Raw genomic sequence first — 20,258 nt, forward strand, 5'->3', positions numbered from 1 at the left:
CGAACAGGCTAACGGAGGGGCGCGATTTCGGAGTGTAGCTCAGCCTGGTAGAGCACCGGTTTTGGGAACCGGGGGTCCAAAGTTCGAATCTTTGTACTCCGACCAATCGCCCGCATCGTGTTGAGGACTTTGCATGACCGCCCGTATCTACCGCCCAGCCCGCAATGCCATGCAATCCGGCAAGGGCAAATCCAAGCAGTGGGTATTGGTTCACGAAGCGACCACGCCGCGCAGCATTGATCCGCTGATGGGCTACACTTCCAGCTCCGACATGAACCAGCAGGTTCGCCTGTCGTTCGAAACACAGGAAGAAGCGGAAGCCTATGCACAGCGCAATGGCATTCCCTACTCCGTGCAGCCGGCGCATGAGCCGACCCCCAAGCGCGTCAGCTATCCCGACAATTTCCGGTCCGACCGCAAGACGCCCTGGACGCACTGAACGTCCTTGTCATCTTGAATCCAATTGGCGCCGCAAGTGATTGCGGCGCTTTTATTTTTGGTAATTGGTGGGCCGGCATTGAGCCGACCCTGTTGGTGTCGATCAGACGTCAGTGAAGCGCGTCCACTTGCTATCGTTCTGGCTCGATTTGACCGAAGCTGTGATGAACTGCATGCCCTCGATACCATCAGCCATGGTCGGCAGCAGCGCTTCGTATTCAGTGCCGTCGCCGCGAATGACTGCAGCAAACTGGCTGTAGAGAGTTGCGAACGCCTCCAGATACCCTTCCGGGTGCCCGGCGGGAATACGCACGTTCATGGATGCCGCCGGTGGAACGGAAATCGATCCGCCGCGCGTGAGCAGTTGGCGCGGCTTGCCGAACTCGCTGAACCACATGTAGTTCGGGTTCTCCTGACTCCACTCCAACCCGCCCTTGTCGCCATAAACGCGCAATTGCAGGCCGTTCTCTTTGCCCACCGCGACCTGACTGGCCCAGAGCATGCCCTTGGCCCCGCCTTCGAAGCGCAGCATGATGTGGACATTGTCGTCGAGTTGGCGACCTGGCACAAAGGCCGTGAGGTCGGCCGAAACCGCCTCAGTCTTGAGGCCGATGACAAAGCGGGCAAGGTTATAGGCATGGGTGCCGATGTCGCCAATGCAGCCGCCAGCACCAGACCGAGCAGGATCGGTGCGCCAGGCTGCCTGCTTGTTGTCTTCGTCGGCAGCTTCGGTCAGCCAGTCCTGGGCGTATTCGGCCTGGACAACGCGGATTTTGCCGAGGGCACCCGAGGCCACGAGTTCGCGCGCCTGCCGGATCAGCGGGTAACCGGTGTAATTATGCGTCAGCAGGAATTTAGCGCCATTCTTGGGCTTGATGTCGAGCAGCTTGCGCGCATCATCCAAAGTCGAAGTAATCGGCTTGTCGCAGATGACATGGATACCGGCCTCGAGGAACGCCTTGGTCGGACCGAAATGCATGTGGTTCGGCGTGACGATGGATACCGCCTGGATACCGTCGGGGCGTGCCGCCTCGGCCCGGGCCATTTCCTCGTAGGAAGTATAGACGCGATCATCGGCCAGACCAAGATTGCGGCCTGACTCCTTGGCGACCTCGGGGCGCGACGACAGCGCGCCAGCCACGAGTTCAAAGTCCCCGTCAATCCGAGCCGCGACCCGGTGCACATAGCCAATGAAGGCTCCTGTGCCGCCGCCAACCATGCCCAGGCGAATGCGCTTTGCGCCGTTTTCAGCCATTTTAGTCTCCCTGATCCGAAGGCGTTACGACAGGCCAAGCATCTTGCGATTGGCCGCCTTGTCGGTGCCGCCGCTGGCGAAATCGTCAAAGGCCTTTTCGGTTACGCGGATGATGTAGCTTTGGATGAGCTCGGCGCCTTCGCGAGCCCCATCCTCGGGGTGCTTGAGGGCGCATTCCCATTCGAGCACGGCCCAGCCCTGGAAGTCATTGGCCGCCATCTTGGCAAAAATCGCCGGGAAATCCACCTGACCATCGCCGATAGAACGGAAGCGCCCTGCCCGGTCGACCCAGGATTGGAAGCCGCCATATACACCCTGGCGACCCGTCGGGTTGAACTCGGCGTCCTTCACATGGAAGGCCTTGATGCGGTCCTTGTAGATGTCGATGTAGTCGAGATAATCGAGCTGCTGCAGCACGAAATGGCTCGGATCATAAAGCAGGTTTGCGCGCGGGTGGTTCTTCACGCGGTCCAGGAACATCTCGTAGGAGATGCCATCGTGCAGGTCTTCGCCCGGATGGATTTCGTAGCAGACGTCGACACCGGCGTCATCGAAGGCGTTAAGGATGGGGGTCCAGCGGCGGGCCAGTTCGTCGAAAGCTTCTTCGACCAGGCCTGCCGGGCGCTGCGGCCAGGGGTAGAGATAGGGCCAGGCGAGCGCGCCCGAGAAGGTCGCGTGGGCCCTGAGGCCAAGATTTTGCGAGGCCTTGGCGGCATGCATCATGGTCTGGACGGCCCATTCTTGGCGCGCCTTGGGATTGCCCCGGACGCTGGCCGGCGCGAACCCGTCGAAGGCAGCGTCATAGGCGGGATGCACGGCAACCAGCTGGCCCTGCAGGTGGGTCGACAGCTCGGTAATTTCGAGGCCGTGGCTGTTGACCACGCCCTTGATTTCGTCGGCATAGGCCTTGGAGGTGGCTGCCTTTTCAAGGTCGATGAAGCTCGAGACCCAGGTCGGGATCTGCACGCCCTTATAGCCGAGGCCGGCGGCCCATTTGCAGATGTTGTCGAGCGTATCGAATGGGGCTGCGTCTCCGGCGAATTGCGCCAGGAAAATAGCCGGACCCTTGATCGTAGTAGCCATTTGGTCTCTCCTCTTGGGCCCCAGAGGCCGCACCGCCAGGGCCAATACCTATGATTTTTCCGCGGGTTATGTTGTCCCGCATGTATCACGGGCGGCGATCTCTCGCCGCCCTGACATGTTAGGCACCAGTTTTGACCGGGCAGAATTGCCTGTCAATGAGGTACGCTCATCAAGCCTTGAGCAGTGCCCGTGCTTCTTCGATCCCCAGAGCAAGCGGACGCTCACATGTGGTCGTCAGCGTCAGCACTTCGCCAGTCTCGCCGGCCTTGAGCAGCCCGGTCATCACTTCCACGACGTGCAGAGCCACATCGAGCCCACACCGTGCGTTCTGGCCGTTCTCGATGGACAGCATCATGTCGGCGAGGCCTGCGCAGCGATAGTTGGCGCGCGGCGTCTCCTTGTCGAGATCCTGGTTGGGCTTGCCAAACGGGTGATCCCAAGGCGAAACCGGCGTGCGGATGCCTTCGATGCCGGTGGTGACAAGATCACCACCGAAGAAGTTCGGATCGGGCACGAAGATGGAGCCATCGGTGCCGTAGAGCTCGATATTGTGGTGGCCATGCGCCGCCACGTCCCAGCTGGCGCCAATCGTGATGATGGCGCCGCTGTGGAATTCAAGCACGCCATGGATGGTCGTGGGCGTTCCCACCTTGACCGACGTGCCCTTATACGGACCTTCGGCCGTTACCAGGCGCTCCGTGCGGGCCATATTGGTGAAGGCCGACAGGCGCTTCACGGGCCCGAGCAGATGCACAAGGTCGGTGATGTAATAGGGTCCGAGGTCGAGGATCGGGCCACCGCCGGGCTGGAAGAAGAAGTCCGGGTTGGGGTGCCAATGCTCCATGCCGCGGCTCATGACGTGGGTGGTGCCGCTCATGATCTTGCCGAGCTTGCCCGAGTCGATGATTTCGCGGGCTTGCTGGTGCGCGCCACCGAGGAAGGTATCGGGCGCCGAGCCAACCTTGAGACCGCGCTCGTCGGCAGCCTTCTTGAGGGCCAGGCCCTCTTCCACGCTCAGCACGAAGGGCTTTTCCGAATAAGAGTGCTTTCCAGCAGAGATGATGTCCGAGGACACCTTGTAGTGGGTTGATGGGATCGTGAGGTTCACGATCACGTCGATCTCGCTGTTTTTGAGCAGCTCGTCGGGGGTCTGTGCGGCGACACCGAACTCGGTAGCGCGCCTCTGGGCCGCCTCGGGCAGGATATCGGCCACAGCACGCACTTCGATCCCCTTGAACAGGGGCGCGAGGCGCAGATAGGCCGCCGAAATATTGCCGGCACCCATGATGCCGACGCCATAGGTCTTTGCCATGGTTTAGACTCCGTAACCCTTGAGTGCAGCCGCGGCATTGCGAGCAAAGCGAATGGCATCGCTCGGCTTGTCATGCTCGGCCACGAAGTAGCGCGCCTTTGTCTTGGCCTTGATCTGAGCGATATAATTCGGCCAGTCCAGGGTGCCGGTGCCGACGTCGGCCCAGCCATCTTCGTCGGCCTTTTCGCCGGCGGGAGCGATGTCCTTGACGTGAACCGCGGTGATGCGGCTGCCCAGCTTATCCATCCAGAAGATCGGATCTTCATTGGCACGAACGACCCAGGCCAGATCCATTTCCCACTGTGTATCGGGCGAGGCGTCGAGGATCAGCTCGATCGGCGTCTTGCCGCTGGCGTCCTTGCCGAACTCCCAGTGATGGTTGTGGTAGCCAAAGCCCTTGCCGGCTGCCTTGAAGGCCGCGGCGATGCGGGCCAGACCCTCGGCGAATTCCTGCCAATTTCCAGCGCCGGTGCGGAACGCTTCGGAGGGTGGGGCCGGGCAATAAACGGTCTGGATGCCGACGGTCTCTACAATGCGCAGGGCCGCGTCAGTGTCTTCGAGCTGGCCGTAACCCATATGTGCGGTCGGCATGGTCAGGCCGGCATTCTTCAGGCTCTGCGCCAGGGCGGCGGGATCGGCGAACTGGCCGCCCCAGCCTTCGACCTGGGTATAGCCCAGGGACGAGAGGGTCTTGAGAGTGTCGTCCAGAGACGCCTCGTTGCGTGCGCTATAGAGCTGGTACGAAAAGTCCATGATTGGCCTCATCTAGGAAATTGAAATGCGGTGTCGCGTCGGACAGGGCAATAGCCTGGCCTGGGGCTGGCGTCGCCGCGCCCGGGCAGATCGACTGCCGCGAAAGTAATGTGGGTGCCGGGAACGGCGGAACAGCGCCCTTGGGCGCTGTCCCTTGATGCAGTTTGGACCTTAGAGTCGTTCTTCCGTGGTCGCGTCGAACATGGAGCCGCGGGCAATGTCGAAACCGACGGTGACCTTGTCACCGGCATTGATCACGATATCGCTGCTGCAGCGGAAGGTCACAGGAATGCCGGCAACCTTGGTCCAGGCCAGGGTTTCGGAACCCATGGGTTCGACAATTTCGATTTCCGCCTGCGCCTTGTAGGGCATGGCTTCAGCCTCGGCGCCGAGGAAGATGTGCTCGGGACGGACACCCAGCACTGCCTTGGCGGCCCCAGCAGGAGCCCCTGCCACATATTCGTACGAGCCGACCGGAATGACTGTGCCGTCATTGGCGGTGAAGTTCGCGCCATCAAGCGTACCTTCGATGAAGTTCATCGAAGGCGAGCCAATGAAGCCGGCAACATAGAGATTGACTGGCTTGTTGTAGATGGTGTGCGGATCGGCAAGCTGCTGGATCACACCATTCTTCATGATGGCGATGCGGTCGGCCAGCGTCAGGGCCTCGATCTGGTCGTGGGTCACGTAGATCATGGTGTTCTTGAGACGCTGGTGCAGGCGCTTGATCTCGACGCGCAGATCCGAACGGAGCTTGGCATCGAGGTTGGACAGCGGCTCGTCGAACAGGAACACGTCCACATCACGCACCAGGGCGCGACCGATGGCAACGCGCTGGCGCTGGCCACCTGAAAGGTTGGCCGGCTTGCGCTGCAGAAGGGGCTCAATCTGGAGGATTTCGGCAGCGCGCTTCACGCGCTGTTCGATTTCCGCCTTGGGCATGCCGGCAACGCGGAGGCCAAAGCTCAGATTCCGCTCAACCGTCATCTGCGGATAGAGTGCATAGGACTGGAACACCATGCCGATGCCACGGTCCTTGGGCTCTTCCCAGGTGACGTTCTTGCCCGAGATGAAGATCTGGCCCCCGGAGACATCGAGAAGCCCGGCAATGCAGTTGAGCAGGGTCGACTTGCCGCAACCCGAAGGCCCGAGCAGCACGATGAATTCACCCTGGGCGATGTCCAGGTTCAGATGTTCGAGAACCTTCACATTGCCGAAATTGAGCGACAGATCGCGGATGGAAACGCTGTGTTGCATTCGGTTACCCCTTCACCGCACCGGCGGCAACGCCGCGGACAAACCACTTGCCGGATACGAAATAGACCGTGAGCGGCACGAGGCCAGTCAGAACGGTGGCGGCCATGTTCACGTTGTATTCGGGCGTGCCCTGGGCCGAGTTGACAATATTGTTGAGCTGGACGGTCATCGGATAATTCTGCGTGCCGGCAAAGACGACGCCGAACAGGAAGTCGTTCCAGATGCCGGTAACCTGCAGGATGAGCGCGACAACGAAGATCGGCAGCGACATGGGCAGCATGATCTCGAAGAAGATGCGCCAGAACCCTGCCCCATCGACGCGCGCCGCCTTGAACAATTCCTGCGGCAAGGACGCGAAGTAATTGCGGAACAGGAGTGTGAGGATAGGCATGCCGAACACGGTGTGGATCAGGATGACGGCCTGCAAGGTGCCGAAAATCTTGAGCTCACGGGTGATCATCACCAGCGGATAGAGCATCACCTGATAGGGGATGAACGAGCCGAAGATAAGGATGGCAAAGAAGACTTCCGAGCCCTTGAAGCGCCAGTTGACCAGCGCATAGCCATTCACCGCGGCAATGAAAATCGACACGATGGTGGAGGGAATGGTGATCTTTACCGAGTTCCAGAAGCCGGGGGCCAGACCTTCACAGGTCAAACCGGTACAGGCGCTGGTCCACGCCCGCACCCAGGCATCCAGGTTTGGCGTTTGGGGCAAGGCAAAGATGTTGCCAAAGCGGATTTCCGGCATGGTCTTGAGCGAAGTCACGACCATCACGTAGAGCGGAAACAGGTAGTAAAGGGAGAAGAAGACCAGAGTGGTATAGAGAATGATCTTCTTGGGGGTGAAGAACGGCTTGGGACGGGGGCCGCTGGGCTCCACTGCCGCTTGGCTGCCGGTTACAGGAGTACTGGCCATGGTTGCTGTCTGGCTCATCAGCGACGACCCTTTCCACCAAATTCAAGATAGGCCCACGGGATCATGATGATCAGAACCGTCAGCAGCATCATGGTCGCACCGGCCAGACCCTGGCCGATGTTGCCGCCCGAGAACATGTAGTTGAACACGTATTTGGCGGGCACTTCGGAGGAGATGCCGGGGCCGCCATTGGTCAGCGCCACGACAAGGTCATAGAGACGGACAATGCCGGAACCGATGATCACGACGGCGGTGACAAGCACGCCGCGCATCATGGGAAGGACGATGGATAAGTAGGTGCGCCAGGTGGGAATGCCATCGACGCGCGCAGCCTTCCAGACTTCCTCGTCAACGCCGCGCAGACCCGCCAGCATCAGCACCATGCAGAAGCCAGTGCCATGCCAGAGACCGGCGATCAGCAGCGCGAACAGCACCATCTTGGGATTGGCGATCCAGTCGAAGCTGAACCAGTCCCAACCCAGCTTACGCATTGTTCCCTGCAGACCCAGGGTGGGGTTCATGATCCACTGCCAGACCAGGCCCGTCACGATGAACGAGAGAGCGAAGGGATAGAGCATGATCGTGCGGAAGGCGCTTTCAAAGCGAACCTTCTGATCGATGAGGACGGCCAGGATGAAGCCGATCACCAGGGTAAAGACCAGGGACATGGCCCCATAGGCCAACAGGTTCCACACCGAAACATTCCAGCGCGAGGTCGCGAACAGGCGCTCGTACTGGTCAAAGCCGATGAACTTGCCCGTGGGCAGAAGCTTGGAATTGGTGAAGGAGTAATAGATCGTCCAGATCGTGCAGCCGACAAAAACCACGAGGACCGTGATCACCATGGGCAGCGCCGCAAACTTGGCGGACAGATTGTGTAAAAAGATTCTGGACAAGAATCCGGGTCGGGTCGATACCCCTGCCCCATCCTCCATCCGAACGGCAGTATCCGCCATTTGGGCTCTCCATAAGACGGTGGCCGACCTTGTCGATGCAAGGCCGACCACCGGATTTCAGAGGCGGGGCCATGGCCCCGCCAAACATGTCAGGATCAGTCAGCCGACTCGATGATCGAGGCATAACGCTCGATGTAATCGTCGACGGTGATGCTGTCGTCATCGAGGAACTCGATGTTGAGATCCTGCATCTGCTGCTGGGTATCGCTGGAGAGCGCGAAGTCACCCGACGGCAGCAGACCATTGCCGAGCATCTTGATGGCCTTCTGCATGCACGGATTGGCATTCGACAGATCGATGTCGGTGCGGATCGGCATGGAGCCCTTGACCATGTTGAAGTTCAGCTGGCCTTCGGGCGAGATCAGGATCTTGGCCAGATCGGTCTGAGCCTGGATCACGGCCGGATCGGTACCTTCCGGAAGAACCGGGAAGTAGAACGAGTCGCCGCCACCGGTCAGCTGGTCACCCATGCCGAGAGCGGGGAGACATTCGTAGTTTTCGCCCGGAACACCACCTGCAACCTGCAGATCGCCAGCGAGCCAGTCGCCGTGGATGTTGCCAGCAGCTTCGCCGGACAGGATCTGGTTGCCCACGTCACCGAAGGACGGGACCATCATTTCGGGCGAGATCACCTTGCGGAGCGAGTCCATGGCTTCGGCAACCTTGCGGAATTCAGGGCCACGAACAGCGTCGCCGCTCTTGTCACGGTTGACGGCCAGGACGAGGTCCGAACCACCGATACCCGACATCAGCACACCCGGGACGCCCGAGATCGGCCAACCGGTCGCGAGACCGAACGGCAGAATACCGGCTTCTTCAAGAGCGGGCCACGATGCGACATACTCATCCCAGTTGGTCGGGACGGGCTGACCGATCTTTTCGTAAGCAGCGGTGGAGAGCCACAGCCAATCCCACGAGTGAATATTGATCGGGAGGCAGTAGAGGCCGCCTTCATACTTACAAGCTTCGAGCAGGGACTGATCGACGTAGAAGTCGAGGCCGCCCATTTCTTCCACGATCGGGGTCAGGTCGCGCATCAGGCCAGCCTGGATGAGCTCCTCGGCGTCGCGGCCAGTATTCATCTGGGTAGCGCCCATCGGATCACCACCGATAATGCGGCTGATGATGACGGGGTTCGCACCGGTGCCCGAACCTGCCAGAGCCGAGTCGACCCAGGTATTGCCGGTCTTCTCTTCGAAGAGCTTGGCGAATTCGGCGATGGCCGCAGCTTCACCAGCCGAAGTCCACCAGTGGGTCACTTCCAGATCCACCGCATAAGCAGACGTGGAGCCGAGGAAAGCGGTTGCCATTGCGGCAACCACTGCAAATTTCTTCATAAGTTGTCCTCCCAACGAACACGAGGAGCTTGCGCCCCAGCGATGCACCAGTCGCATAGCAGTTCCTCCTAAAGAGCAAGCCACGACTGTGTGTAATCGATTGCACTACACGTTCCAAATTGGTTGTGCAATCGATTTCAGGAGTTTCATACAACCCTTGCGGACCTGTCAAGATCGATTTAGACCATTTGGGTTACTGACAGCGAGAGGGGGCGCTGCCAGCGATGACAGAGATAAGAAAAACGCCGACAATTCAAGATGTTGCGCGCTTTGCCAATGTATCTACAGCTACAGTTAGCCGCGCCTTGTCGAGCCCCGACAGGGTCAGCGAGGGCACCCGTGCGCGCGTTTCCGAGGCGGTTCGTGTAACCGGTTACACACTCAACCAAACGGCGCGATCGCTCCGCCAGCGAACCGCCCGAACGATCCTCGTGGCGTTGCCTGACATCCGCAATTCGTTCTTCTCATCCATCCTCGACGCGGTGGAGCGCGAGGCGACGAATCGCGGCTACGGCGTGCTGGTGGCCAACCTCTTTTTGGCGCAGGCGCCGGCACAACGGCTGCAGGAATACATGCTGTCGAACCGGGCCGATGGTCTGCTGCTGCTTGATGGGTCTCTGGACGTGCCGACCCTGCAGTCCCTGGCAATGCCCCCCTATTCCGTGCCGCTGGTCGTCGCCTGCGAAGAAATTCCGAACTCAGGCTTTCACACAGTGCTCACCGACAATGTCCGGGCCGCCGAGCGCGCAACGCGCCATCTGATTGACCTGGGTCATCGCAACATCGGGCATCTGCTCGGCCCGGAGCACAATGTTGTCGCCCGCGACCGGCTTGCCGGGTTCAGTGCGGCGCTCAGGATGAGCAACCTGCCGCTGCGGCAGGACTGGCTGCTGCGGGGCAATTTCGAGATGGAAAGCGGCTTCGCCTCCGCCGCGCATTTCATGTCGATGAACGAACGCCCGAGCGCCGTGTTCGCAGCCAATGACGAATCGGCCATCGGGTTTTTGTCCGGCTTGCGGCAGCACGGCATAGAATGTCCGCGCGATATCTCGGTGGTGGGTTTTGACGATCTGGGCGTTGCCGCCCACTATACGCCACCCCTGACCACCATGCGGCAACCGCGCGAAATGCTGGGGCGCATGGCGGCCGAGGCCCTGATGGATCTGCTTGAGCAGGTCGAGCCACGACAGCGGCAGCTCCGTATCGTGCTCAATTCCGAACTCATAGTGCGCGAAAGCACAGGCCACCCTCACAGCGAGTTCTGACTCCATTCAGGATTTTTGAGGGGTATGGATTCGGCGCCAAAATGCGCTACACAGGCGCCGTGCGGTCCCGTAGCTCAGCTGGATAGAGCAGCAGCCTTCTAAGCTGAAGGTCACAGGTTCGAGTCCTGTCGGGATCGCCAATTTTTCCCCGAGCGACCAAAACTTTGCACGTATTTTTGCGCGCTGAAGTCCGCCCCATCTGGGTGCCGATGGCGAGCAAGGCTTGTACGGGCGGACGAATTGGGCCAATTTGTGTCGACCAACGGGGGTTGATCCACTGCCTGAAACCGCAAACCGACCGACCATCGTGCTCTTCGATCTCGATGGAACATTGGTGCATCACGTCAATCCGCGCGTGCTGCAGATGCTGGAATTCCTGGACGATTGCTCGCACCGCGGCGGTCGTCTGGTAGCGCGCTTCCGGCTGGCCCGCCGAGGCCGGACTGTCCAAAAGCCGGCTCCCAAGCTCCTGGTTCACAAGGCCATCCACAAGGTTCGCCGCAAGAGCGTCGAGCAAATGCTGGTCCCCTGCGAAACCATGCGCGGCGTTCTCGAGCGCTTGCGTTCCGAAGGCGTTGCAATGGGCGTCGTCAGCAATGGGCTCGGCCGCGGCTACGGGCATGATGTGCTCGAGGCATTCGATCTCAAGAAATATTTCAGTACTGCGGTGTTTCGCGAGGATGTGGCTCGGGGCAAGCCTTGGCCGGATTCCTTGCTGGCGGCCCTTGACGGGATCGGCCGCGAGCTGCGGCGGAATGATGTGATTTGGTATATCGGCGATCAGCGCAAGGACATCGGCGCCGCAGTGGCGGCGTCCCAGGCGATTGGACATGCCGTGCGCCCCATCGCCCTCGGTGCGCGCGCAGCCCTGGGCGCAGTTGAAGCCCGACTGGCACCGGCGCAGATCATGTGGTCGGCTCTCGATTTTGAGCGCACCGTGGCGGCGGCGTTTGAGCCGGACGGGATCGAGCGATCACTGATCGATCCCCTGCCCGCGCCGCTGCTGTAGCCTTCTAAAAGTCAAAACCCATCTGGTTGACTGGTGGCTCCACCTTGGCAGGCCGCAGGGGTTTTTCCGGCTTGATTTCCGCAGGTGGCGTTGCAAGTGCCTCAGCGACCTCCGGCACAGTTGCAGTGTTGCGGCGGATGCGGATCGTCTTTGGGGCCGCGGCCGGCAGCGGCGCAGAGGTTGTCTCGGCGACGGGCTGCGCAGCGCTTTCGGGCGCCTGCGGAGACACGACCGTCTCGATCCAGGCCATGGCGCCACTCAGTTTGGCGGCGCGCAGGGCGTACAGATTTTCTCGCCCCTTCTTGACCTCGGCCACCAGTCCGGCGGTTTTTAGCACCCGCAAGTGGCGCGAGATAGCCGGACGGCTGATGGCAAAGGCATCGGACAGCTTGTGGACGGGAATGGGCCCGGCCAGCAGGATCTCGATGATCCGACACCGCGTGGCATCGGCGAGAGCGGAATAGAGGGCGATGGGTGGCTTGGGCTTGCGGGTCATGACTGCGGTTAAAGTAACGCCAGCGTTACCCGTCAAGCCGCATGAGGCTGGGCTAAGAGCTTGTTCACCAGAAATCTTCGGCGACACTTCACGATGGTGGTAAAAGTCATTGCGGAGAAAGGTATTGGTCACATCCACGCCACACGATGACGGCAAGGAGGACGGATGATGACAAGCGCCACCAAGCTGCCGGGAGAGACCCAGGTCCAGGAACGCCGCCGCTATTCGACTGCCGAACTGGTGGTTGATGCGGCTGTCCACATCTTCGGCCTGGTTGTCGCGATAGCGGCTGGTTCCGTGCTCCTGGCGCTGGCGCTGCTTCACACGGCCCCCGAGGCCTTCCCTGCCCTCATCGTCTATGTCGCCACCCTCATCGTGGTGCTGGGGGTATCGCTGGCCTTCAACATGTGGCCGGCCTCGCCGGTCAAGCAATATCTGGCCCGGCTCGACCAGGCGGCCATATTCCTGTTCATCGCCGGATCTTACACGCCGTTCCTCGCAGTGCTTGGCGGCACGTCGGCGGGCGTCGTTATGATGAGTTTCGTGTGGGGTGCGTCGCTGGTCGGTGTGGCACTGAAATTGATTGTGCCGCAGCGCTTCGGGCGCGTAGCCATTGTTCTTTATCTGGCTATCGGCTGGAGCGGCATATTGGTGTTCCAGTCACTTGGCCAGGCGCTGCCGCCCACCACACTATGGCTGTTGCTGGCCGGAGGCGTGACCTATTCCGCCGGCATCATTTTCCATCTGTGGGAAAAGCTGAAGTTCCAGAACGCCCTTTGGCACGTGTTTGTGGTGGCGGGCGCGAGCCTTCACCTTTGGGCCGTGCTCGACTGCATGGTTATTGCGCGGCTGTAATCCGGGCGTGCTCGACCTGATCGCCGGCCTCGATGCCCAGTTCCACTGAACGCCCACCAGGAATCTCCAGAACGAACTGCACCGGTCCAGCCGAAGGTATGGACGTGGTGTCATGCGGGCGGGCATTGACGTGGATGTTGAGGATTGTCCCATCCGCCTCGATGAAGAGCATGTCGAGCGGAATATAGGTGTTGCGCATCCAGAACGAGACTGGGCGCTCCTCCTTGAAGTCAAACAGCATGCCGGCGTCGTCCGCCAACTCCTGCACATACATCAGGCCCTTGGCGCGCGTTTCCGGCGTATCGACCACTTCTACCGTGAACACATGATCGCCGCCGGCGGCGCGAATGGTCAGTTGCGCTTCATTGCTGCAGGCCGCCAGTGGCAACCCGATGACCAGCGCGAAAGCGGCAAGCGTGGCCCGCGCGGGGCGCGGCAAGCTGGCGCCAGACCAGCGATCTTCATTCATGAAATGTCTGCTTTCAGTGCGACGAGGGTGCATCGCCCCAACCATCCGGGCGAATCTCGGCGACCATGAGGCCCTTGGGACCATTTCCATAGCGCACCAGGACAAATTGGCCCGGACGCAGTTCGGTGATGCCAAAGCGACGCAGAGTTTCCATATGCACGAAAACGTCTGGGGTGCCCTCGCCGGCCGAAAGGAAACCGAAGCCGCGGATGCGGTTGAACCATTTCACTTCGAGCCGAACCATGCCAGAGGTCGCCTCGACCGTAACATGGGTACGCGGTGCAGGCATTTGCGATGGGTGTCGCGCGGTCGATTCGTCCATCGAAACAACGCGGAAGGCCTGCAGGCCACCAGGGCGGTTCAACGCCTCCACGACGATCCGCGCGCCCTCGTAGGCGGTCTGGTAGCCATCGCGGCGCAGGCAGGTCACGTGCAGCAAAACATCGGCCATGCCATTGTCAGGCACAATGAAACCAAAGCCCTTGCCGGCGTCGAACCACTTGATGGTTCCGGCCACCTCAATGGTGTCTGCAGTCGGCTGTGCGCTGTTCTGCGCGAAGTCGCCGTGCAGATCGGCTCCCGGTCCGTTCAGGTTGACGGCGCCGCCGTCATCGCCGTTGCCCTTAGCCCCCATAATTCCAACGCCTTTTCACTCGCCCGCCGCATGCGGGTACTCCTCACAAGACCAAATCAGTCTGGCCGATTCAACGGCAAAAGTTAAGAAGGTGTTGCGATTTTGTTGACAGCTCAATTGCGCACTTCTTGCAGGGGTGCCCTGAGCTTGTTAGGCCATGCGCGACGAACAGCCAAAGGAGACCAGCCTTGAAGTATCTGCACACCATGGTGCGCGTCACCAATGTCGAGGAAAGCCTCCGATTCTATTGCCAGGGCCTCGGCCTTGAGGAAGTGCGCCGCACCGACAATGAGAAGGGCCGATTCACGCTGATCTTCCTCAGCGCTCCCGGGGACAAGGGTGGTGAGGTCGAACTGACCTACAATTGGGATCCAGATCCCCAACCCTACGCCGGCGGCCGCAATTTCGGGCACCTGGCCTATCGGGTCGATGACATCTATGCCCTGTGCCAGCACCTGTCGGACATGGGCGTCGTTATCAACCGCCCGCCCCGCGACGGCCATATGGCCTTTGTGCGCTCCCCCGATGGAATTTCCATCGAACTGATCCAGGACGGACACCTGCCTCCGCAGGAACCCTGGGCCTCGATGCCGAACACCGGCAGCTGGTAACAGCTTGACACGCTTAAGGTTTCGCTAACCTTGCCGCTTAGCACCGGGTTAGCGAAACCGCTCTAATTTTAGCGACTACACTCCAATCCCCATTGCCTGTTGCCAAAGCGCGACATGAGCCTCGGGAAGGTCGCTATGCCTCGATTTCTACGGTCCCTCGCCGCTGCCGCCGTTTCCGCTCTGGTGCTCGCCGGATGCCTGCCCATGGCCATGTTTGCCAGCGGCGGCGGTGCTGGCTATTCCGGCCTGAAGCAGGACTGGGGCACCTATGTCACCTCCAGCAATGTCAACGCATTGTGCATCTCACCCAAGCTGCGTTTTGTCATCTGGGAGTTTGAGGGGCGTTTCGGCAAGCGCGTGGTGATGAATTCGGGCTATCGTAATGCTTTCCACAATGCCTCGGTCGGTGGCGCTGACAATTCCTACCACACCAAGTGCATGGCGGCTGACTTCTACGTTCCCGGGGTGCCCAAGCAGGACCTGATTGCCTTCGCCATGACCCTTGACGGTGTGGGCGGGTTGGGCTGCTATCCTGGCCGCACCTTTATTCACGTGGACATTCGCGATCGCCCGCGCGGCTACCGGCGTCCAGTGACGTTCGAGGGCTGTTGAAAAGTCGGTGTCGGCAAAAAAACCTCACGGCTTCAATGCAAACGGGGTTGCGCAATCAAAAGCACCCCATTATACGACGGCCATCGCGCTGATGCGCCCTTCGTCTATCGGTTAGGACGGCACCCTTTCACGGTGCAGAGAGGGGTTCGATTCCCCTAGGGCGTACCATTTTCCCATGCTGGTGGGACGCGATAGTCCAGCATAGAGTTCCTTGCTCCGCGCCCATCGTCTAGCGGTCAGGACACCGCCCTCTCACGGCGGGAACAGGGGTTCGATTCCCCTTGGGCGTACCAGTCTCCTCTCACTACCTTGATCCCGGCTGCTGTTTTGTTGCGGCGGACGGTGACGGCATGTGAACCGAGCGCTGACGAGGAATGTCATGACAACACAGTTTCTTTTTGACGGCCCCGAGGATGCAGCTATGACGCTGCTTCTGGCGCATGGCGCTGGCGCTCCGATGGATTCGGCATCGATGAATGCAGCTGCTTTGGCGCTTGGCGGTGCAGGCGTCCGGGTGGTCCGGTTCGAGTTTGGTTATATGGCTGAGCGGCGAACCGGGGATGGTCGCAAGCCGCCGCCCAAGGCCGAGAAGCTCATGCCCGAATATCTGGCAGCGCTAAAGACTCTGGGCGCCGTGAGTGCTCCGCTGTTTATCGGCGGCCGGTCATTGGGTGGGCGGGTCGCCAGCATAGTTGCCGACCCACTCCGCGCGGCCGGGCAAGTGGCTGGTCTCCTCTGTCTCGGTTATCCGTTTCATCCACCCAAAAACCCGGAACAGCTGCGAACGGCCCATCTGGCGGCGTTGCAGACGCCGACACTGATCGTCCAGGGAACGCGCGATCCATTCGGAACCCGCGAAGAAGTCAGCGGCTATGCTTTGTCGCCCTCCATTGAGCTGTTGTGGCTCGAAGATGGTGACCACGATCTCAAACCGCGCAAATCCGTGTCGGGATTTTCGGCGAAAGACCATCTGGCGACAATGGCTACGGAAACTGTCCGCTGGATGCAGCGGGTCGCCGCCCGCTAGGTGACGGTCTGCTCGGCATGATGTCGGCCGATTGGCACGATCATGGGGGTGTTGGACACCGGATCGAGAACGATGCGGGAGGTCATGCCAAAGACGTCCTCCACCACCTCTTCGGTCATCACTGCGACGGGGCGACCTTCGGCGATGATTTTGCCGCTCTTCATGGCCACGAGGTGGTCAGCGTAGCGGCAGGCAAGGTTGAGGTCGTGCAATACCACAACGACCGTGCGGCCGCGCTGCTTGACCAAATCGGTTAGCAGGTCGAGGACTTCCACCTGATGGTTGATGTCAAGAAAGGTCGTGGGCTCGTCGAGCAGCAGCACGTCGGTTTCCTGCGCCAGGGCCATGGCGATCCACACACGCCGGCGCTGACCGCCGGAAAGTTCGTCGACCGGGCGGTCGGCCAGATCGGTCGTGTCGGTGGCGGCAAGGGCATCGGCAACGGCGGCGTCGTCCTCTGGCGTCCAGCGACGGAACCAGCCCTGATGCGGATAGCGGCCGCGCCCCACCAGATCGACCACCGAAATGGCGTCCGGCGCAATGGGGCTTTGCGGCAGCACGCCGAGCACCGTGGCGACTTCGCGCGTCGGCAGCTGGTGGATTGGCTTGCCATCGAGATAGACCGCGCCGCGCGTCGGCGTCAGCAGCCGCGCCAGGCCGCGCAGCAGCGTGGACTTGCCGCAGGCATTGGCGCCTACGATCACCGTCAACTTGCCGGGTGGCAGGGTCAGGTCCAGCGCCGAAACAATCTGGCGATCACCATAGGCAAGGTCGAGACCGGCGGCGAGCAATTGGTGGTGGGCGGACATCGGCGGTTCTCTCGAGATCAATTCACGCGGCCAGAGCGGCCCGAAGCCATCAGCAGCCATAGCAGGAACAGGGCGCCGCAGGCACCGGTGACAACGCCAACGGGCAATTGCACCGTCGGCAGCAGATGCTGGGCAACAAGGTCGGACACCAACATGACCAGGGCCCCAACGAGGGCCGCCTGTAGAAACCCGCGCCCTGCCCCCTTGAGGAGGCTGCGGGCCAACGGCCCCGACACAAAGGCCACGAAACCCACCGGCCCGACGGCCGCCGTAGCGAAGGCGGCAAAGCCGACCGCCACCAGCATGAGCCCCAGACGCGTGGTCTCCACCTTTGCTCCCAGGGCGCGCGCGGTATCGTCCCCCAGTTCCATGGCATCGAGCCCGCGCAACAGGGCAATCATCAGAGGCACCAGTACCAGCATGGCGCCGCCCAGCACGATGGAGTCGGCTGGACGGGCGGCATTGAGGCTGCCCACCAGCCAGGCCATGGCCTGCTGCACCTCGTTGAGCCGGGCACGGGTGAAGAGGTAAGAAATGACGGCGGCTAACATCGCCGCCATGCCGATGCCGATGAGCACCACGCGAAAGGCTGTGACGCCATTGCGCCAGGCCAGCAGATAGATGGTCAGGGCCGTCAAAACGGCACCCGCGAAGGCGCCCAGGGACACGGCCAGACCGGACCAGCCCAGAATGATGATGCAAAACACCGCCGAGGCGCTGGCGCCATGGGCGATGCCAATAATGTCTGGGCTGGCCAAGGGGTTACGCAGAAGAGTTTGGAAAATGATTCCGGCCAGCGCAAAGGATGCGCCAGCGAGAATGGCCAGCACGGCACGCGGCAAGCGCACCTGCAACACGATGAAATCCACGCCCCGATCAGCCAGCCCGGTCAAGGGCGACAGCAGCGACTGGATGATGCCCTGCGCCGCAACCGGATAATCGCCCAGATAGAGCGCCATCGCGAAGGCCGCGAGCAGCGCCAGGATAAGCCCGGCGGCAACGCCTTGGCGACGGGTCGCAGCGGCGCGACGTACCGCAACAATGCGGGTGATGTCGGCGGTGGTGGTGGTCATAGCGCGGCCAGCTTGCGGCGTCGCACCAGGGCGATGAAGAAGGGGGCGCCGAGGAAGGCTGTGACGATGCCCACTTGCACCTCGCCGGGCGGCGCGATGATGCGGCCCAGAACATCGGCACCCAGCAGCAGGATCGGCGCCATCAGCATGGAATAGGGCAAAATCCAGCGATAGCCGGGACCGGTGATGGCGCGGGCCACATGGGGAACGGTGAGGCCTACAAAGGCGATGGGGCCGGCAGCGGCAGTGCTTGCACCCGCCAGGATGACAGCGGCCAGACCGGCCATGCCCCGCGACAGGCCGATGCGCTGACCCAGCGCCCGGGCCACGTCGTCACCCATGGAGAGGCCATCGAGCAGGCGCGCGGTCGCCAGAGCCAGCACCATGCCCAACACCATGAACGGCGCAACCTGGATGGCGATGTCGATCGTGCGGCCTGAGAGCGAACCCACCTGCCAAAACCGGACTTCATCGAGCGTACGCGGGCTCGTGAGCAGAATGGCGTTGATGATGGAATGGAGGACCGCGGTGATGGCGGCGCCTGCGAGCGCCAGCTTGATTGGGGTCGCGCCCTCACGCCCAAGGGAAGCCACGGCATAAACCACCAGCATGGCGACCCCTGCCCCGGCGAATGCCAGCCAGACGTAAATGGAAAGCTGACTGACGCCCATAAGCCCGACACCCAGCACCACCGCCAGCGAGGCGCCAGCGTTGATGCCCAGAATGGTCGGGTCGGCCAGTGGATTGCGGGTCGCGCCTTGCAGCACGGCGCCAGACAGCCCCAGGGCGGCTCCGACCATGAGGCCGACAATGGTTCGCGGCAGGCGCAAGTCCAGGACAATGCGGTGCTCGGTCGAGCTGGGATCGAAGGCTGTCAGCGCTGCCCAGACGTGTTCAGGCGGAATGGCACGCGCGCCGGTCGTCAATGATAGCATGGTGATAGCCAGAAGCGCAGCGCCAAGCACAAGCAGCCCGATTGTCAGCCGGACTGCCTTATGCGTGCGAATATTGATCGCCTCGGCCATCAACCGGGTCACGGAGCCAGGCCGGCGTCCGCTGCGTTGATGGCAGCGGTCAGCTTGTCGAGTTCGCTGGCATAGGCACCATAATTGCGCAGCCAGAATGCCGGCCAGTCGGTCACCTGACCGGCCTCGGCGGCCTTCATCAGCGTCCATGTGGGCTGGGCCAATGCGGTACCCATGGTCGCGTCGGCGCGATTGTCGACCATGATCAGGTCCGGTTGGTACTTGTCAGCATTTTCCCACGAAAGCGTTTCCCAATAGCCGCGATCGTCGGCGACTTCGGGATCGATGAGCTTGAGGCCCCAGCCGGCAAAATCCATCAGCTCGGACGAGCCCGCGGTGGCGGCCACATAGAGTGCGTCAGCGCCGGCCCATACGGCCATTGCGGTCAAGCCAGGCTTGGCTGCGACTGCGGCCTTGAAGGCTTCCAGCGAGGCCGAGAAGGTCGCCTTGCTGGCGGCGATATCAGATGCAGTCAAATCGGCGCCGAGGCTGGCCGCCAGGGCCTCATAATCCTCGATCAGCGTGAGGATTGAGGCCCCCTGTTTCGGCCCGGTGATTGGTGCCAGCGGCGACAGGGCCGCAACAACGTCATTGCCGCCGGACCAGGTTGTTTCGAGCGGCCAGTATTCAGCCACGATCAGGTCGGGTTCAAGGGCAGCGGCTTTTTCGATGTCCACTTCGCCCCAAGCCTGGCCGATGATCTCGATGCCGGAAAGATCGAGCCCCTGCAATGCCTTGGCATCGGATACGGCGCTATCGGCATAGATGGCGACGGGACGGATGCCGAGCGGAATCAGGCCTGCGGCGGCGTCCTGGCTTGCGATGATCCGCAAAGGCACGGCGTCGAGCGTGACGGTTTCGCCGTCGCCACCAAGATAGTCCCAGGCCTGGGCATAGCCAGGCCATGCAGTGGTCGCCAAAAGGGTCAGCGCGAGCGCAAGGGGACGAAACATGAAATGACCTTCCGGGAACGGGAAATTTTCCGTTCCCTAGACCCGCTAAGGTGAGTGGTCAAGTCATGTTATTGGCAACGCCGACTATTCTTGAGCCCACCCTGTGGGCA

22 protein-coding genes, 4 tRNA genes and 1 pseudogene are annotated in these 20,258 nt (G+C 61.4%); 12 read left to right on the forward strand and 15 right to left on the reverse strand.

What is annotated here, in order from left to right; translation table 11 throughout:
- The first annotated feature begins 28 nt into the window (after nucleotides 1-28).
- Nucleotides 29-105, forward strand: a tRNA-Pro gene (locus tag NIM87_RS02885).
- Between the two features lie 28 nt (nucleotides 106-133).
- On the forward strand, nucleotides 134-439 hold the full coding sequence (locus NIM87_RS02890) for an ETC complex I subunit (RefSeq protein WP_254673108.1): 306 nt from the start codon (nucleotides 134-136) through the stop codon (nucleotides 437-439).
- Between the two features lie 102 nt (nucleotides 440-541).
- Here the strand turns inward: NIM87_RS02890 and NIM87_RS02895 are convergent, their stop codons facing one another.
- From NIM87_RS02895 to NIM87_RS02930, 8 genes are all read right to left on the reverse strand, one after another.
- A complete protein-coding gene (locus NIM87_RS02895; RefSeq protein WP_254673109.1) occupies nucleotides 542-1,693 on the reverse strand; it encodes a Gfo/Idh/MocA family protein in 1,152 nt (383 codons plus the stop codon).
- A gap of 24 nt (nucleotides 1,694-1,717) precedes the next feature.
- On the reverse strand, nucleotides 1,718-2,776 hold the full coding sequence (locus NIM87_RS02900; protein ID WP_254673110.1) for a sugar phosphate isomerase/epimerase family protein: 1,059 nt from the start codon (nucleotides 2,774-2,776) through the stop codon (nucleotides 1,718-1,720).
- A 169-nt stretch (nucleotides 2,777-2,945) separates the two neighbouring features.
- Nucleotides 2,946-4,088: a Gfo/Idh/MocA family protein gene (locus NIM87_RS02905; protein WP_254673111.1), complete on the reverse strand. Its 1,143-nt coding sequence runs from the start codon at nucleotides 4,086-4,088 to the stop codon at nucleotides 2,946-2,948.
- 3 nt (nucleotides 4,089-4,091) lie between these two features.
- Complete coding sequence (locus tag NIM87_RS02910; RefSeq protein WP_254673112.1) at nucleotides 4,092-4,841, reverse strand: sugar phosphate isomerase/epimerase family protein; 750 nt, start codon at nucleotides 4,839-4,841, stop codon at nucleotides 4,092-4,094.
- Nucleotides 4,842-5,012: 171 nt separating this feature from the next.
- Complete coding sequence (locus tag NIM87_RS02915; protein WP_254673113.1) at nucleotides 5,013-6,098, reverse strand: ABC transporter ATP-binding protein; 1,086 nt, start codon at nucleotides 6,096-6,098, stop codon at nucleotides 5,013-5,015.
- A 4-nt stretch (nucleotides 6,099-6,102) separates the two neighbouring features.
- Nucleotides 6,103-7,017, reverse strand: a complete 915-nt coding sequence (locus NIM87_RS02920; protein WP_408640045.1) for a carbohydrate ABC transporter permease — start codon at nucleotides 7,015-7,017, stop codon at nucleotides 6,103-6,105.
- A 17-nt stretch (nucleotides 7,018-7,034) separates the two neighbouring features.
- Nucleotides 7,035-7,952, reverse strand: a complete 918-nt coding sequence (locus tag NIM87_RS02925) for a carbohydrate ABC transporter permease (RefSeq protein WP_254673312.1) — start codon at nucleotides 7,950-7,952, stop codon at nucleotides 7,035-7,037.
- Nucleotides 7,953-8,068: 116 nt separating this feature from the next.
- Complete coding sequence (locus NIM87_RS02930) at nucleotides 8,069-9,310, reverse strand: ABC transporter substrate-binding protein (protein ID WP_254673115.1); 1,242 nt, start codon at nucleotides 9,308-9,310, stop codon at nucleotides 8,069-8,071.
- Nucleotides 9,311-9,534: 224 nt separating this feature from the next.
- On the opposite strand from NIM87_RS02930, the pseudogene NIM87_RS18790 reads away from it, so the two are divergent.
- The 4 genes and pseudogenes from NIM87_RS18790 to NIM87_RS02945 form a co-directional block, all read left to right on the forward strand.
- Nucleotides 9,535-9,678: pseudogene (locus NIM87_RS18790) on the forward strand (LacI family DNA-binding transcriptional regulator); the annotation flags it as partial.
- Between the two features lie 63 nt (nucleotides 9,679-9,741).
- Entirely contained in the window at nucleotides 9,742-10,575 is an 834-nt protein-coding gene (locus tag NIM87_RS02935) for a substrate-binding domain-containing protein (RefSeq protein WP_254673116.1), read from the forward strand.
- A 63-nt stretch (nucleotides 10,576-10,638) separates the two neighbouring features.
- Nucleotides 10,639-10,715: transfer RNA gene (locus NIM87_RS02940), tRNA-Arg, on the forward strand.
- A gap of 167 nt (nucleotides 10,716-10,882) precedes the next feature.
- Nucleotides 10,883-11,584 (forward strand): HAD hydrolase-like protein, encoded by a 702-nt coding sequence (locus NIM87_RS02945; RefSeq protein ID WP_254673117.1) that lies wholly within the window; start codon nucleotides 10,883-10,885, stop codon nucleotides 11,582-11,584.
- Nucleotides 11,585-11,588: 4 nt separating this feature from the next.
- On the opposite strand, the gene NIM87_RS02950 is transcribed toward NIM87_RS02945, so the two are convergent.
- Nucleotides 11,589-12,212 (reverse strand): ArsR/SmtB family transcription factor, encoded by a 624-nt coding sequence (locus tag NIM87_RS02950; protein WP_254673118.1) that lies wholly within the window; start codon nucleotides 12,210-12,212, stop codon nucleotides 11,589-11,591.
- Nucleotides 12,213-12,248: 36 nt separating this feature from the next.
- On the opposite strand from NIM87_RS02950, the gene trhA reads away from it, so the two are divergent.
- Complete coding sequence (trhA, locus tag NIM87_RS02955) at nucleotides 12,249-12,935, forward strand: PAQR family membrane homeostasis protein TrhA (protein ID WP_254673119.1); 687 nt, start codon at nucleotides 12,249-12,251, stop codon at nucleotides 12,933-12,935.
- Here trhA and NIM87_RS02960 read toward each other — a convergent pair.
- Together NIM87_RS02960 and NIM87_RS02965 are read right to left on the reverse strand one after the other, a co-directional pair.
- Nucleotides 12,919-13,404, reverse strand: a complete 486-nt coding sequence (locus NIM87_RS02960) for a DUF192 domain-containing protein (protein ID WP_254673120.1) — start codon at nucleotides 13,402-13,404, stop codon at nucleotides 12,919-12,921. The genes trhA and NIM87_RS02960 overlap by 17 nt on opposite strands.
- Nucleotides 13,405-13,417: 13 nt before the next feature.
- Entirely contained in the window at nucleotides 13,418-14,038 is a 621-nt protein-coding gene (locus NIM87_RS02965) for a cold-shock protein (protein ID WP_254673121.1), read from the reverse strand.
- Between the two features lie 188 nt (nucleotides 14,039-14,226).
- On the opposite strand from NIM87_RS02965, the gene NIM87_RS02970 reads away from it, so the two are divergent.
- From NIM87_RS02970 to NIM87_RS02990, 5 genes are all read left to right on the forward strand, one after another.
- Nucleotides 14,227-14,649, forward strand: a complete 423-nt coding sequence (locus tag NIM87_RS02970) for a VOC family protein (RefSeq protein WP_254673122.1) — start codon at nucleotides 14,227-14,229, stop codon at nucleotides 14,647-14,649.
- A gap of 135 nt (nucleotides 14,650-14,784) precedes the next feature.
- Nucleotides 14,785-15,261, forward strand: a complete 477-nt coding sequence (locus NIM87_RS02975; protein ID WP_254673123.1) for a YcbK family protein — start codon at nucleotides 14,785-14,787, stop codon at nucleotides 15,259-15,261.
- 93 nt (nucleotides 15,262-15,354) lie between these two features.
- Nucleotides 15,355-15,429 (forward strand) — tRNA-Glu (locus tag NIM87_RS02980).
- Between the two features lie 50 nt (nucleotides 15,430-15,479).
- A tRNA-Glu gene (locus tag NIM87_RS02985) sits at nucleotides 15,480-15,554 on the forward strand.
- Between the two features lie 86 nt (nucleotides 15,555-15,640).
- A complete protein-coding gene (locus tag NIM87_RS02990) occupies nucleotides 15,641-16,288 on the forward strand; it encodes an alpha/beta hydrolase family protein (protein WP_254673124.1) in 648 nt (215 codons plus the stop codon).
- Here NIM87_RS02990 and NIM87_RS02995 read toward each other — a convergent pair.
- The 4 genes from NIM87_RS02995 to NIM87_RS03010 are packed head-to-tail and all read right to left on the reverse strand — an operon-like array spanning nucleotide 16,285 to nucleotide 20,148.
- On the reverse strand, nucleotides 16,285-17,097 hold the full coding sequence (locus tag NIM87_RS02995; RefSeq protein ID WP_254673125.1) for an ABC transporter ATP-binding protein: 813 nt from the start codon (nucleotides 17,095-17,097) through the stop codon (nucleotides 16,285-16,287). The two genes, NIM87_RS02990 and NIM87_RS02995, sit on opposite strands and share 4 nt — an antisense overlap.
- 17 nt (nucleotides 17,098-17,114) lie before the next feature.
- Nucleotides 17,115-18,170, reverse strand: a complete 1,056-nt coding sequence (locus tag NIM87_RS03000) for a FecCD family ABC transporter permease (protein ID WP_254673126.1) — start codon at nucleotides 18,168-18,170, stop codon at nucleotides 17,115-17,117.
- Nucleotides 18,167-19,207: a FecCD family ABC transporter permease gene (locus NIM87_RS03005; protein WP_254673127.1), complete on the reverse strand. Its 1,041-nt coding sequence runs from the start codon at nucleotides 19,205-19,207 to the stop codon at nucleotides 18,167-18,169. Before NIM87_RS03005 ends, NIM87_RS03000 begins: the two co-directional genes overlap by 4 nt.
- Nucleotides 19,204-20,148, reverse strand: a complete 945-nt coding sequence (locus tag NIM87_RS03010; RefSeq protein ID WP_254673128.1) for an ABC transporter substrate-binding protein — start codon at nucleotides 20,146-20,148, stop codon at nucleotides 19,204-19,206. The genes NIM87_RS03005 and NIM87_RS03010 overlap by 4 nt, the downstream gene beginning before the upstream one ends.
- Nucleotides 20,149-20,258: the final 110 nt, after the last annotated feature.

Origin of the sequence: Devosia ureilytica (genome assembly GCF_024273195.1) — a bacterium.
Lineage (GTDB): Bacteria > Pseudomonadota > Alphaproteobacteria > Rhizobiales > Devosiaceae > Devosia > Devosia ureilytica.

Coding starts and splice junctions, on each gene's coding strand:
- NIM87_RS02990 (WP_254673124.1), top strand. CDS start 15,641: ATGACAACACAGTTTCTTTTTGACGGCCCCGAGGATGCAGCTATGACG.
- NIM87_RS02895 (WP_254673109.1), bottom strand. CDS start 1,693: ATGGCTGAAAACGGCGCAAAGCGCATTCGCCTGGGCATGGTTGGCGGC.
- NIM87_RS02995 (WP_254673125.1), bottom strand. CDS start 17,097: ATGTCCGCCCACCACCAATTGCTCGCCGCCGGTCTCGACCTTGCCTAT.
- NIM87_RS02900 (WP_254673110.1), bottom strand. CDS start 2,776: ATGGCTACTACGATCAAGGGTCCGGCTATTTTCCTGGCGCAATTCGCC.
- NIM87_RS02930 (WP_254673115.1), bottom strand. CDS start 9,310: ATGAAGAAATTTGCAGTGGTTGCCGCAATGGCAACCGCTTTCCTCGGC.
- NIM87_RS02925 (WP_254673312.1), bottom strand. CDS start 7,952: ATGGAGGATGGGGCAGGGGTATCGACCCGACCCGGATTCTTGTCCAGA.
- NIM87_RS02965 (WP_254673121.1), bottom strand. CDS start 14,038: ATGGGGGCTAAGGGCAACGGCGATGACGGCGGCGCCGTCAACCTGAAC.
- NIM87_RS03000 (WP_254673126.1), bottom strand. CDS start 18,170: ATGACCACCACCACCGCCGACATCACCCGCATTGTTGCGGTACGTCGC.
- NIM87_RS02890 (WP_254673108.1), top strand. CDS start 134: ATGACCGCCCGTATCTACCGCCCAGCCCGCAATGCCATGCAATCCGGC.
- NIM87_RS02910 (WP_254673112.1), bottom strand. CDS start 4,841: ATGGACTTTTCGTACCAGCTCTATAGCGCACGCAACGAGGCGTCTCTG.
- NIM87_RS02905 (WP_254673111.1), bottom strand. CDS start 4,088: ATGGCAAAGACCTATGGCGTCGGCATCATGGGTGCCGGCAATATTTCG.
- NIM87_RS03010 (WP_254673128.1), bottom strand. CDS start 20,148: ATGTTTCGTCCCCTTGCGCTCGCGCTGACCCTTTTGGCGACCACTGCA.
- NIM87_RS02920 (WP_408640045.1), bottom strand. CDS start 7,017: ATGGCCAGTACTCCTGTAACCGGCAGCCAAGCGGCAGTGGAGCCCAGC.
- NIM87_RS02915 (WP_254673113.1), bottom strand. CDS start 6,098: ATGCAACACAGCGTTTCCATCCGCGATCTGTCGCTCAATTTCGGCAAT.
- NIM87_RS02975 (WP_254673123.1), top strand. CDS start 14,785: ATGCCTCGATTTCTACGGTCCCTCGCCGCTGCCGCCGTTTCCGCTCTG.
- NIM87_RS02960 (WP_254673120.1), bottom strand. CDS start 13,404: ATGAATGAAGATCGCTGGTCTGGCGCCAGCTTGCCGCGCCCCGCGCGG.
- trhA (WP_254673119.1), top strand. CDS start 12,249: ATGACAAGCGCCACCAAGCTGCCGGGAGAGACCCAGGTCCAGGAACGC.